The organism is Undibacterium sp. Di26W, assembly GCF_049340265.1.
GTDB lineage: Bacteria > Pseudomonadota > Gammaproteobacteria > Burkholderiales > Burkholderiaceae_D > Undibacterium.
On the sequence record NZ_JBMPOR010000008.1, the window covers coordinates 201,319 to 213,449 of the forward strand.

Genomic DNA, 12,131 nt, shown 5'->3' on the forward strand with positions numbered 1-12,131 from the left:
GAAATGAGTCCTGATTGCTACTGGTTGGTATTACGGATGATCATACTGCCAGTTGCTCTTTCAGGGCGGCGATCTGCCGTTGCAATGCATTGTTTTCCATTTGCAGGCTCTGGACTTGCTGGCGCAGGGCGCTGACTTCATCCAGGGTCTGTACCCTTGCAGTTTGATGGTCTGCCGTGACTTCGGCGGCGGCTTCGCTGACTTTGGGTGGTGCTTTGTGCTCGCGTGCCTTTTCCCGGACCTGGCGGGCTGCCTGTTGCAATTCCTTGCGGCCACCTGCCACGGCGGCGACCTGTTCATCGCTGGGTAAAGAGGCGATGGCAGCAGCGGCGCTGATGGATATAGTGCCATCGCGTACCGCCTGCACCAGTTCTGGCGCGGCTGCTTTTTGTATTTTTTCTATCTGTACCACAGCATTGCTGCTGATACCGGCAACCCGGGCGATTTCCTGGCGGCTTTGGCTGGGCTTGATGATGGGGACGGCGACTTCGCTTTCCGGGTTGTCCGGCACTGATTGTTCTTCCTGTGCCTTCATGCGGCTGGTGACGATTTCTTTCTTGCGCAACGCCAGCATGCCTCGCTGGAAGTCAGACACACTGCGACGTCCAAGGTGATTGTCTATCATCCACAGTTGCACGTCTTCAATATTGGTGAAATTACCATTTTGCACGCTATTGTAGGACAGACCATGACGCTGGCAGATGGCGTAGCGATTATGGCCATCGATCAGGATGTCACCCCAGCACACCAGTGCATCGCGGCAACCTTCTGTGAGTATGCTGCGCTCAAGCGCAGCGAATTCGTGTTCGGTCAGGGGATCGATATAGGCGCGCAGCGCCTCATGGATGACTATGCTCATGCAATAACTCTTGTGGGATATTTCCTGGAAGGCGGCATTGTAGCCGAGATTTCACAGCTTACCGTTGTGAGCAGGCAGCACGTGTACAATACTTCACCTTTGTGCAGACTTTATTAATGAAGCTGGAGTCGGCACAGCCCAAATACACTTGTGCCAAACGCAATGATTGTGTGGCTGGCACGGCTTATATATCTTTATGGCTATTTTTATACCCATTTGATATATCAGCACCAGGCACCCCATAAAGACAGGAAAAAAATACGATGATGACCTATGAAGAATATCTGGATGAAGTCACCACTTTAATGACGGAACGATTTGATCTCAGTGACGATGAAGCCATCAAGCATGTAATGCGGGCCCAGGCGGCTGACTTTTTTACCCTGCACGACGATATTCCCGCCATGCGTACGCAAGAAAGAGCCGAGCAGGACGCCAAGGCCATCTATGACATGCGCAACAAGTCGCGTGGACATGCACCGGTCAAATTAGTCAAAACCGGCGGCAAGCCGCGCAAGGCCTGAGCAGCTCCCACGAATGAAAACACCAAAAAGACTGCAGCCCTTGCAGGAAGAGGGCTTGCTGGATGAAGTCATGCGCCAGCTTATGAGTGGAAAAGAAGCGACCGTGTATGTGGTGCGCTGTGGCGAAGAAATCCGTTGTGCCAAGGTTTATAAAGAAGCCAGCCAGCGTAGTTTTAAAAATGCCGCTTCGTATCAGGAAGGACGCAAAGTCAAAAACAGCCGTCAGGCACGCGCCATGGAAAAAGGCACGCGCTATGGTCGCAAGATGCAGGAAGAAGTCTGGCAAAACGCCGAAGTGGATGCCTTGTACAAACTGGCAGCCGCAGGCGTCAAGGTGCCGCGACCGTATATCTGTTTTGAAGGTGTGTTGCTGATGGACCTGGTCACCGATGCCGACGGCAATGCTGCACCGCGCCTGAATGACATAGAACTGTCACCGGCACTGGCGCTCGCTTATCACACCCAGTTGCTGCATCAGGTCGTGCTGATGCTGTGCGCCGGGGTGATACATGGTGATCTGTCAGAATTCAATATTCTGGTGGATGCCGAAGGCCCGGTGATTATCGACTTGCCGCAAGCGATTGATGCTGCCAGCAATACCGAAGCCGCCGTCCTGCTGGAACGCGACGTTCGCAATCTGGCGACTTATTTCGGTCAGTTTGCCCCCGAGCTGCTGGATACCCAATACGGTAAGGAAATCTGGAAACTGTATGTCGCCGGCTTACTGACACCGGAAACCGTGTTGACCGGCAAGGTGGCAGTCGACAAGCGCCCGGTTGACGTTGGTGCCGTGCTGGAAGAAATCGAATCTGCCATCCTGGAAGAAAAAGAACGACAAAGACGCTTGCTGGAAATGTAAGCCCCGGTAATTCAGGTGATCAGTGCGGGAACTCTTGCATTGATTTGCATGTCCATACTCATTCATTGGCTACCCATACTGGACATTCGCATGGATGGCATCAATCTCTTATGGATACTTGTAGAGGAGCATATGCATGATTAAAGGAAGCTGCTTTTACCTTCGCCATGTCAGAAAAGAAGATGTGGCGACCCTGCTCGATTTGATGAACCATCCGGATGGCAAGGGCGATTTTTTACCGCTGGATATCATGTTGCCAGGCACCGCTGAAAAGAAATTTGATGATGAGTCGCGCTCCAAGGAGATGTCGGAGACGTTTCTGATCATTGACGAAAATGAGAAAATCATAGGGCGCGTCTTTCATTTCAAGACCGTGCCATATTTCAATGCCAGGGAAATCGGCTACGGCCTGTTCGTCAAAAACCTGCACGGCAAAGGTATCATGACTGAGGCAGTAAAACTGCTGACCGATTACCTGTTCAAAACCCTGCTGATCAACCGCCTCGAAATTCACATGAGTGTGGGTAACATTGCATCAGAAAAAGTCGCCATCAACTGTGGCTACATCAAAGAAGGCATTGCGCGTGGCGCCATTTTCTGCCGTGGCAAGTATGGAGATATAGCGATGTATGCCTTGTTGAGAAATGAATGGGAAGCGCTTTGATACCGGCTAGGTCAACACGCCCTAGTCACCTGACGAACTGATGTGATGACCACTACTATTTTTTTGCCCGAAATACTTTCTGTATTCCCGCATTGATCTTCTGCATTTGTTCGGGCGGTAAATCTTTGCTGCAGACGATATAACGGTGTAATCCTGCCGGCATGCCTGCAAGATCCATCTGTGTGGTCTGGTGCAGGCTGTCTTCTTTATCTTTCAGGTATTCCCAGTCTTCACGATCAATCAGCATATACGATGCGCGGTTGGCACCGACCATGCGTGCCATGATCATCGGCAGGGTGGTGCTGCGTTCTATCCGGTTTTTGCTGGATTTGATCATGGCATCCAGTTCTGGTCCGTAGGACACAGCATCGACGACACCCAGCGTCAGGCTACGGTCTGCCATCAGGCTGGCGAGGCTGCGGTGGGCGGATACCTGCTTGATGGCAGCAGGGCTGACCAGCAAGGTATGCGGCGGGTCGGTATGGAAGATGTCGGAAAACTGTACCAGCGACTCACGTTCGGGAATCCTGTACCAGCCGAACGAGCAATAGTTTTTGCTGCCGCCAGAAAAATTACTCCAGATGCGTTTCGCCGGCTCTTCCACAAAATTGACTGGTATGTGGGCGACGCTGAAGACCTGCTTGGCGCGGTCCAGCAAGATGCCTTTTTCGACGCCGTTTTCAATATACTGGTGCGGCGGCTTGATGCGCCAGGCGACGGTAATAGGGTCTTCTGCTGCCACCGTATGCACAGTGTGGATAAGCATCCATATTGCTGCCAGGCTGGCGAGTGAAGGGAATTTCATTTTGTGAACGCAAAGATCAATGGTGCATTTTACTGTGCTGACGCCGGTGTTGTAGTATTTCAATTTCAATACTGCCTAAATGTGGTTTTACGGCAGGCAAATGTAAAAAGACCGCTGTCGTGCATCAGCACTAACAGCGGTCTTTTTAAGAATGTGTGCTGATTATTGACGTACGCGCTTTTTTGCACCTGTGGCCGAGCTGGATTTTGCCTTGTAGGCTGGGGCTGCGGCACCAGGGAAGGCTGGCGTACCGGCTTTCAGTCTTGGCGCGATAGGGAAGGGAAATTTAACGGCAGACTTTTTCTCTGGCGTTGTTGCCTCAACAGGGGCGGGTGCTGATTCAACCGAAGCTGCTGGTTTTGTAGCGGTTTTCTTGGGCGCTGGCTTGGTGGCTGCGGGTGATGTAGTTGTAGCCGCGCTGTCAGTATGATTTGCAGCATTACCTGCATTACTTGCATTAATTGGAGTGGTAGCTTTTTTCAAGGGTTTCTTTGCTGTAGTTTTTTCGATAGTTTTTTCTGCTGCTGCCGGCTGCGCCTTGGGGGCTGCTGTTACCGGCTTGCTTGCCTTTGCAGGACTTGCTTTCTTTGTTGCATCAGCAGGCTTGGCAACTATGGGTTTGGTTGCCGCACTTTTGCTGGTCTTGGCAATCTTCTCTGCGCCCGCTTTTTTGACGTCAGCTTTGACCTCAACTTTCGCTGCCGGTTTTGCTTTTGCCTTGAGCTTGGTTACAGGCTTGGCTTCCGGTTCTGCCAGCAAAGTTAATTGCGTGGTCGCGGCGATAGGCTTTGCCACTGCAGGTTTCTTGGCCGCAGTTTTTATTGCCGGTACGGTAACTGCCGTCACTCCTTGTTCAGAGGAACTGACGGCTTGCCACAATTCTGCCCGTGCATTGCTGGTGATGCTGGCCAGTTCGCGGCCATAGGCCAGGATTTTTTCCAGTTGCGGCTGGCTGTGGGTGTGGCTCAGGGTCAGGATGTCTTGCGGTGCTTTGACGGCAAAGAATTCATGTGTGACGGTATTGGCATTGTCGAACGACTGTTTTGCCAGATTGAAATTCAGGGCAATCAGTTTTTCCAGTCCACCAAATGCAGATTGCGAGAAAGCCCGGAAAACCGCGATTTGTGTCGCAAACTGATTCTGGGCAGCAGATGATAATTGTTCAGTAAGCAAAGACATGAAACTCTCCAGAGTGGGTAGGGATAATCGACCATGCAATATTGCCGTGTTGAATCAAATTATTGGCGCGATGCAGCATTTACATATGATCTTGCATTTTATCGCTTAATTGCTTAATTTGTAAGCACTATTTTTGCATTGCAATATCTGGATTGTGACGCTGTCATTGACGCAGGGACACTGAATGCCCGCTTTAGCTGAGCGCACCTCAACCAATCCCATCTGACATACAGGCGTCCGCTTGAGGATGGGGCTGGTTTGATCTGGCCAGCCACGGGTACAAATGGGTACGAAGGGTGCAAAGGGGGACAAGGGATAAGATTAGCTCACTTTATGTTCAGCGAAACTCAGTGCGCCAGTCAAGTCACCCGGCGGCAAAGCACCCCGTTCAATAAACGCAGCGTTGCGCACTTTAATCCCTTCCAGCAGGGGCAGGCCGTGCAGGCGGGTAATGAAACGCAGAATGGATGTCGTATCGTAGAAGCTATGATCGACATTTCCCTTCTTCGCATAAGGGGAAACGATTATCGCCGGGATGCGTGACCCTGGTCCCCAGCGATCGCCTTTGGGCGGTGCCACATGATCCCACCAGCCACCATTTTCATCGAAGGCAATGACGATGAGCATGTTTTTCCATTGAGGGCTTTTTTTCAAGTGCTCCAGCACATTAGCGACGTGCTGATCACCAGATTCAACATCCGAATAACCCGCATGCATGTTGAGATTGCCCTGCGGTTTGTAAAACGTGACTGCGGGCAATTTTCCTGCAATAACGTCTGCCAGGAACTTGTTGGAAATGGGGCTGTCACCCAGGCCACCATCACGTAAATGTTCCTTGCGTGCCGGCGTGCCTGGCGCGAATTGCTTGAAATAATTCAACGGTTGATGGTGATACTGAAAATTGGGTTTTTCACCGCCGCCCTTATATTCCAGCGCAACTTGCCAGGCACCACCATACCAGGCCCAACTGACACCTTTACGCGATAGCAAATCGCCGATGGTGTCATAGCTTTGCGGTGGTAAAGTACTCGGATCTTGCGGATCTGCCAATGTCGCATCACCGTCAAGAGCTGGTTTGACAAAGCTGGGCTGGTAGGGCGGGGCCATGGTATTGACTGCATAGCCATCCGGGGTAATTGCGCCATCGTTGACGAATTTTGGTTTGCCATCCAGTGCCGATGCCGGGCATTCTTTATCTATGGCCAGTCTGACTCCGGTTGGGCCATCTTCGGTGACGGCTATTTTTTTCTTTGCCGGGGTATTTGGGGCATCAAAATATTCAGGAGTCCTGCCAGAGACCAGGAATTGATGGTTCAGATAGGAACCACCAAATGCAGCCATGAAGAAGTTGTCGCAGAGAGTATATTGCTGAGCGATTTTCCATAAATCGAGATTCTTATGCGTTTCCCCATAGTGGCCCATGGTTAATGCGCCCGAATCTGCCCAGGCGACGAAGCGATCATTTTTCCCACCGTTGATCTGCATCTGATTTTGATAAAACAGATGCCACAAATCCCTGGTGATCACGGATTCAGGAAGAGGCAAGCCCTCTGCATCTTTCAAGGCAAACGGAGCATTTGGCAGACCACTGATCTTGTCTTCATCAATCACATAGTTTTTGCCACCCAGGTTTTGCGCACGCGACACCATTCCACCCCATATTTTGGGCAGTGTACTCAAGACAGAACCATCCCTGTCTTTTTGTGTAAAAACAGCAGCGGGGACATCAGACAAAGGCTGGCTGACGCCGGGGAAATTGCCAAACAGATTATTGAAGCTGCGGTTTTCCAGATATATCACGACCACATTCTTGATATGTGCTTTCAGCTTGGTGTCCAGAGAACCGGCCACGACTTTATTCGCCGTATGCGCAGCAGCCTCTCCCATAATAGGCAGGCTTCCCACAACGCCCACAACCGCTGCACCTTGCAGCAAGCGTCGGCGGGATGGGGCAGTTGGGAGATCGGAGTCTTCGCTATGATTTGGGGGCTGCTTATCTGACATGGTGGTTCCAAAAAGACAATTAATTTAGTGATATTAAGTAATAGATTCTTCAATGAATAGCGGCCATTTTTGCTCCCGATTATATGATAGTGCCCAGTCATTTGCTGAATTAATATGGTTCATTTCCCACTTCATGCTGGATGCAAATTGATACGACAGGAATTTTGGCGTGAACAGCCGGGGCATGATGCATAATGGTATTCAGTGCATTTGCCAGAGAAAATCATGCCCTCATCAACGACCAAAATAAGTACACCGCAACACGCCTCAACAGATGCCAGCCAGGCTGTCAGGGACAAGCTGAGGCAGTTTGTGGCGGATCGTGACTGGGCGCAGTTTCACACGCCCAAAAACCTGGCCAGTGCCTTGACGGTTGAAGCGGCAGAGTTACTGGAAATTTTTCAGTGGCTGCCCACAGGCAAGCCGGAAGAATTGAACGAGCAGGCCAGAATCGCTGTCCGCCATGAAATGGCCGACGTGATGAATTACCTCATCATGCTGGCAGACACCCTGGATGTGGATCTGTTTGCCGCCTGCCAGGAAAAAATTGCCTTGAATGCCTTAAAGTATCCTGCCCCTCTGGTCAAAGGGGATGCCAGGAAATATTCGGAATACGAGAAGTAGGAAAAAAACGACAAGTAAGAAAAAACGACAAGCAGGAAAAATCTTGCATCACCTTGTTTTCAATGCCGACAGATAAAACGCCAGTGAAGCAAGGGAAAATACCAGCAGGCAGGTAAAAATCACATCCGGTGAAGATGCATGCTGTATCAGGCTGGCAATGAGCAGCGGGCCAGCGGCTTTGGAAAACAGTGCCGGGCCGGACATGGCACCAGAAATGGCACCATAATTTTCAGTACCGAACAGGGCTTGTGGAATGGTGCCGCGTACGATGGTCAGTATGCCATTGCTCAAACCATACAAAATGCAGAACAGTGCTATTGCCCAGGCATGCGAGCCAAACAGTATCAGCGCCAACAGTGCGGCTGGCAAGGCGGCAAAGGTGAACTTGCCCACGGTTTGTGGCATGGCATTTCTTGCCAGGGTCATTTCGCCGATGCGGCCTACGACTTGCATCGGGCCTATCAGCGCCGCCATGAATACTGCCAACGTAACCGGGTGGCCTATCTGGCCCAGTAATGGGATCAGATGTACCGACATGGCAGAAAAGACGAAGCTGTTTGCAGAAAAAGCAAATGCCAGTTTCCAGAAAGTAGGGTTACGCAAGGCTTCTTGCAGGCTGTGACTGCGATTTGTGTTTGGTGCTGTGTTTTGTGCTGTTTTTGCTGCCGCTGTTTCTGCGGGTGGCGCGGTCTTTTTCGCCTGCAATAGCAAATGCAGCGGCAGGCATACCAGAAGCTGGGCAATACCGTAGGCAAGATACGTGTCGCGCCAGCCCATCAGGCTGTTCAGCTTTTGTGTCAACGGCCAGAACACGGTGCTGGCAAAGCCACCAAACAGGGTCAGCGTAGAAATTGCCTGACGGCTGTGGATGGTGAAATGATGGGTGATGGTGGCAAAGGCTGCTTCATACAGCGTCATTGCCATGGCCAGACCCAGTATGCTCCAGGCCAGAAAATAAATTGGCAGCGTGTGTGCGCTGCTTAGCAATATCAGGCCCAGACCGCAAGTGGCTGAACCCATGCCCATGACCAGCCTGCCGCCATGGCGATCCAGCAGCATGCCGGAATAGGTGGCGATCGTACCTGCCACCAGCAGGCTCCAGGAAAACGCACCGAATACCAGCTCTGCCCGCCAGCCCATTTCTTTTTGAATTTCAGGTGCCAGGATGGCGATGGCGTAATACAGTGATCCCCACGACAGAATTTGTGTGACAGCCAGGATGGCAATGGTTTGCAGGGCGTGTGGGGTATGTTTCATCTTGAAAATAAGGTGGGCTGCATTTATCTTGCGCCTGGTTTTTTTGAAGGCTTTGTCAGCTCAACACGTGCCAGTTTTAATTGCATGGCAATAGCCGATGCCGGACATGCACCTTGCAACTGGCTGGATGCTTGCAGGCCGACCGGGAGTTTGCTGCTTTGTATGATGCGAAAACCGAATGGTTGAAAATACTTGTCGGCATTGGTCGTCAGTAGATACAGGTGTTTGATACCTGTGTTGCGTGCCGTATCAATCAATTGCATCACCAGTTGTTGGCCGTAGCCTTGCCCTTGGGCTTCAGGTTGGATGGCTATGGAGCGCAAGAGTGCATCCTGTGCGTAGATCTCCAGGCCACCGCAAGCGATCAGCGCATCGTTGTGGAATGCAAGCTGGAAGTGTTGCAGATGGGCATAAGCACCTTCCACGGGTAAGCCCTGGCTGTTTAACAGTAAACGTATCGCTGACCAGTCTTTTCTGCTGGCAGGCCGACATATCAATTGCCTTGGCAGGATGATAGTTTTGTCTGGTGCTTTACGGATGGGTGGCGCGATGCCGCAACCTGGTCTGTTGTCTTTTTGTAGCGCATCGAGTAATACCTGCATGGCAGTCGTGATTGCTGACTGCTGTTCTGCGTTTGCATCAAGCAATAGCTGATCTGCATGACGATTCAAGGTTGTGTCAAGCGCACTGGCGCGTTTTCTGCCCGCTGCAGTCAGACGCAGGCTGACGCTGCGCCGGTTATCTGCATTGACTGTTTTTGATAGCGTACCATCCGCCACCAGTGCATCGCTTGCCCGGCTGATCCAGCTTTTATCAAGACCCAGACGCTTCACCAGGGTTTGCTGGGTAAGGCCGTCTTCACGCAACAGCTCTGTCATGACGTGACATTGCACAGTGGATGCGCCGTTACCACAATTGGTTTTGATACGCTGGTCGCGTACATAAAGCCGGACAAATTCCCGGAGCAAGGCACCGGTAGTAGTAAGTGTGTTCATGTGGACATGCAAGACATTTCAGGTAATCCATTAGAATGGTTGCGTTTGACAACGATCATACGCCTTGTTATCAATTATTGTCAAACCAATCGTTGTCAAACACAACTAATGTGGCTAATGGATATTGCGGCCGTGAATTGATAACCGTATGATCAGCGTTGGGACAGTTGGTGTCGTGAGAGAACCCTGTGCGGATGTTGCAGATGGTCTATGATCAGGCAGCAGGTTTATCGGGAGCAGTGTCATCCGGTCTTTTACTTTTGCCTTCCAGTTTATAGAAGAGCAAGGCCATGCCGGGGGCAAGAATCAGCCACAGGAACACTGTCCACATCTGCGACTGTTTTTCACCGGAGGTGGGCAGGGCCAGGTAAGCCTTGCTGACATCGGTTTTGGATACCAGCACACGGATGGGGGCACCAGGGACCAGTTCATTTGGTTTCATGCCTGTCATTCTCAGCACATGATGCGCTTCACAACGACTGCAGATGGGTGAGATGGTATCGGCTGTTCTTTCGACGCCATTCACGATGTAAGAGAAGGTGATCTGTATCAGTTGCTTGTTAAAGCCGCCGGTCACGACATAGCCAGGATTGTCGTCCACACCATGCACCATCAAAACGACCGCGCCGTCAATTTGCTCAAACTCGGTGTCTGGTATGCGCATGACATTGAGTTTTTGTACATTTTCTATGCCCAGATAAATGGCAATGATGGCAAAAATTACGGTGAGTGTTCTGACTATCATCTGATGCGTTCTATGAGAAAGAAACAGGTCACAAGCATATCTTGCGACATAAGCTGAACTGGAATTTTAACCCTGGCAAGCGACAACAGGCGATAAATTGCATAGTCCTCTTGATACTTGTGGCTTTGGTCATTATTTGGAGGCAGGTTTTTCTGCGGATTCGCCTATCATTTTTTTTCGTATTGGCAGGTTCTGACCCAGGTTTTCAAAATTGGTCGCCGGTTGCAGATGTTTCTGGCTGACCCCTCTCCAGTCGCTTGCTGATGCACACTTACCGTTATCAGCTTTTGCATTCATGGAAAAACTGGTGTTCTTGTCCTTGCCCAGCATGATCAGGCGGCAGTAGGTGTTGTCCCTGGCGGTTTCCAACACATAGGGCAGTTGTGCATCATCATCATCGTTATAAAAGGCGATGTTTGCCGGTGTTGGCAAGTCTTCCCATTCATTGGCTGGCATATTGAAAGTCTGCATCAGTTTGCCATTCAGGTTGAAACGTTTGACGATGCGTTTCTTGTCAGTGCTGGCATCGGTGCAGTCAATGAAGTTGGCATTGGCTGGCGCATTGATGGCCGATGAGGAAGTGCAGACATCCATGCCACGGCTGTCATTTTCAGTCATGAGTCTGGCGTGGGTATCGGCAGACTGCGTCTTGGCAAATTTGACTGACCTGGCAACCAGAATGGTTTTATCGTTGATGATACTGACTTCGTCATAGTCCAGGTCTTGCCAGATGGGAAAAGAAAGCAGCCACCATTTTTCTTGTTGGCGTATCGAATAAGTGACGGACAGCTTGTTGCCATCGTCCGTGCCCGCCTGGTGCATCTTTAGCCAGGGTGTCAATACGACAGTCTTGCCGCCCTTGGTCTGCTCACAGGCAGTCAAAACCAGTAATGCGGCAAATAAGGTGGCAAGTAATGTGGCAAGTACCGGCAGCAGCCGGCCCAGGCGCAACTTGCTCTTGCACAGCAACTTGAAATGGAATGAATATCTTTGAAATGCCTGCAAGCCGATCTTTCTATGGAAATCGCATTGAAAATACAGAAAACGCAGAAAAGACAGATGTTGCCACAACTAGTGGTCAACACAGCTATATTCTATGGCAATGGGTGGAAAAACGACGATGTATCCCGGTTTGCTCGCACTCCATAGGAAACCAACTAAGGCAAATCAAGGCAGAGCTGGCCTGCAGTACGCAACTCACTCTTAGAACTTATCCGTAAATAATATTTATTGCTAATGGCACTTTTCTGAATGCAATGATCGCCGCTGCTAGATGATTGAGGGCCAGAAAGCTCCTCTCGAGTTTTTCATATCTGACCAGTAGCTTTCGAAAGCGATTGAACCAACTGTGCGCAACTTCGACTATCCATCGTCTAGCCTTCTTGTTAGGGTCACGCGCTAGTTCAGTCGCCTCTTGTCCGCGCTCTTTTACATGTGGAATGTAACCGTGCTCTTCAATAATGCGCAACGCTGGTGCTCCCGTATAGCTCGCATCAGCACATAAATGTTTGTTTCTACGAATCGGTGGTTGAGGTTTTTTGAATTTCATCGATTCAAGCACCGATTCCAACTGGGAAACGTCATGACGATTGGCTCCGGTTACGACGAACGACAAC

Annotated in this window: 13 protein-coding genes; 4 read left to right on the forward strand and 9 right to left on the reverse strand. The window is 50.7% G+C overall.

Features of this window, described 5'->3' with window-relative positions; all coding sequences use genetic code 11:
* Positions 1-40: 40 nt before the first annotated feature.
* Complete coding sequence (locus ACO0LM_RS12575; RefSeq protein WP_423037543.1) at positions 41-859, reverse strand: hypothetical protein; 819 nt, start codon at positions 857-859, stop codon at positions 41-43.
* Positions 860-1,125: 266 nt separating this feature from the next.
* Between ACO0LM_RS12575 and ACO0LM_RS12580 the strand changes: the two genes are divergently transcribed.
* The 3 genes from ACO0LM_RS12580 (at position 1,126) to ACO0LM_RS12590 (ending at position 2,906) form a co-directional block, all read left to right on the forward strand.
* Complete coding sequence (locus tag ACO0LM_RS12580; RefSeq protein ID WP_423037579.1) at positions 1,126-1,383, forward strand: hypothetical protein; 258 nt, start codon at positions 1,126-1,128, stop codon at positions 1,381-1,383.
* A gap of 13 nt (positions 1,384-1,396) precedes the next feature.
* On the forward strand, positions 1,397-2,242 hold the full coding sequence (locus ACO0LM_RS12585) for a PA4780 family RIO1-like protein kinase (RefSeq protein WP_423037545.1): 846 nt from the start codon (positions 1,397-1,399) through the stop codon (positions 2,240-2,242).
* A 136-nt stretch (positions 2,243-2,378) separates the two neighbouring features.
* On the forward strand, positions 2,379-2,906 hold the full coding sequence (locus tag ACO0LM_RS12590) for a GNAT family N-acetyltransferase (RefSeq protein ID WP_423037547.1): 528 nt from the start codon (positions 2,379-2,381) through the stop codon (positions 2,904-2,906).
* Positions 2,907-2,961: 55 nt separating this feature from the next.
* Here the strand turns inward: ACO0LM_RS12590 and ACO0LM_RS12595 are convergent, their stop codons facing one another.
* The 3 genes from ACO0LM_RS12595 to ACO0LM_RS12605 form a co-directional block, all read right to left on the reverse strand.
* Positions 2,962-3,711: a hypothetical protein gene (locus ACO0LM_RS12595; protein ID WP_423037549.1), complete on the reverse strand. Its 750-nt coding sequence runs from the start codon at positions 3,709-3,711 to the stop codon at positions 2,962-2,964.
* A gap of 162 nt (positions 3,712-3,873) precedes the next feature.
* Positions 3,874-4,890: a TIGR01841 family phasin gene (gene phaP, locus ACO0LM_RS12600; RefSeq protein ID WP_423037551.1), complete on the reverse strand. Its 1,017-nt coding sequence runs from the start codon at positions 4,888-4,890 to the stop codon at positions 3,874-3,876.
* A gap of 321 nt (positions 4,891-5,211) precedes the next feature.
* Entirely contained in the window at positions 5,212-6,894 is a 1,683-nt protein-coding gene (locus ACO0LM_RS12605) for an acid phosphatase (protein ID WP_423037553.1), read from the reverse strand.
* Between the two features lie 225 nt (positions 6,895-7,119).
* On the opposite strand from ACO0LM_RS12605, the gene ACO0LM_RS12610 reads away from it, so the two are divergent.
* Positions 7,120-7,518, forward strand: a complete 399-nt coding sequence (locus ACO0LM_RS12610) for a nucleotide pyrophosphohydrolase (protein WP_423037555.1) — start codon at positions 7,120-7,122, stop codon at positions 7,516-7,518.
* Between the two features lie 48 nt (positions 7,519-7,566).
* On the opposite strand, the gene ACO0LM_RS12615 is transcribed toward ACO0LM_RS12610, so the two are convergent.
* The 5 genes from ACO0LM_RS12615 to ACO0LM_RS12635 form a co-directional block, all read right to left on the reverse strand.
* Positions 7,567-8,775: an MFS transporter gene (locus tag ACO0LM_RS12615; protein WP_423037557.1), complete on the reverse strand. Its 1,209-nt coding sequence runs from the start codon at positions 8,773-8,775 to the stop codon at positions 7,567-7,569.
* A gap of 23 nt (positions 8,776-8,798) precedes the next feature.
* Complete coding sequence (arsN2, locus tag ACO0LM_RS12620) at positions 8,799-9,770, reverse strand: arsenic resistance N-acetyltransferase ArsN2 (RefSeq protein WP_423037559.1); 972 nt, start codon at positions 9,768-9,770, stop codon at positions 8,799-8,801.
* Positions 9,771-9,984: 214 nt separating this feature from the next.
* Positions 9,985-10,515 carry a hypothetical protein gene (locus ACO0LM_RS12625; protein WP_423037561.1) on the reverse strand — a complete coding sequence of 177 codons (531 nt, stop codon included), beginning with the start codon at positions 10,513-10,515 and terminating at the stop codon, positions 9,985-9,987.
* A 132-nt stretch (positions 10,516-10,647) separates the two neighbouring features.
* Complete coding sequence (locus tag ACO0LM_RS12630; protein WP_423037563.1) at positions 10,648-11,520, reverse strand: hypothetical protein; 873 nt, start codon at positions 11,518-11,520, stop codon at positions 10,648-10,650.
* A 205-nt stretch (positions 11,521-11,725) separates the two neighbouring features.
* Positions 11,726-12,131 (reverse strand): transposase (locus ACO0LM_RS12635; protein WP_423037565.1); only part of this gene is annotated, 406 nt, incomplete at its 5' end.

Bases quoted from the DNA above. Each gene is read 5' to 3' on its own strand.
- ACO0LM_RS12575 (WP_423037543.1), bottom strand. From the start codon at position 859: ATGAGCATAGTCATCCATGAGGCGCTGCGCGCCTATATCGATCCCCTG.
- ACO0LM_RS12580 (WP_423037579.1), top strand. From the start codon at position 1,126: ATGACCTATGAAGAATATCTGGATGAAGTCACCACTTTAATGACGGAA.
- ACO0LM_RS12585 (WP_423037545.1), top strand. From the start codon at position 1,397: ATGAAAACACCAAAAAGACTGCAGCCCTTGCAGGAAGAGGGCTTGCTG.
- ACO0LM_RS12590 (WP_423037547.1), top strand. From the start codon at position 2,379: ATGATTAAAGGAAGCTGCTTTTACCTTCGCCATGTCAGAAAAGAAGAT.
- ACO0LM_RS12595 (WP_423037549.1), bottom strand. From the start codon at position 3,711: ATGAAATTCCCTTCACTCGCCAGCCTGGCAGCAATATGGATGCTTATC.
- phaP (WP_423037551.1), bottom strand. From the start codon at position 4,890: ATGTCTTTGCTTACTGAACAATTATCATCTGCTGCCCAGAATCAGTTT.
- ACO0LM_RS12605 (WP_423037553.1), bottom strand. From the start codon at position 6,894: ATGTCAGATAAGCAGCCCCCAAATCATAGCGAAGACTCCGATCTCCCA.
- ACO0LM_RS12610 (WP_423037555.1), top strand. From the start codon at position 7,120: ATGCCCTCATCAACGACCAAAATAAGTACACCGCAACACGCCTCAACA.
- ACO0LM_RS12615 (WP_423037557.1), bottom strand. From the start codon at position 8,775: ATGAAACATACCCCACACGCCCTGCAAACCATTGCCATCCTGGCTGTC.
- arsN2 (WP_423037559.1), bottom strand. From the start codon at position 9,770: ATGAACACACTTACTACTACCGGTGCCTTGCTCCGGGAATTTGTCCGG.
- ACO0LM_RS12625 (WP_423037561.1), bottom strand. From the start codon at position 10,515: ATGATAGTCAGAACACTCACCGTAATTTTTGCCATCATTGCCATTTAT.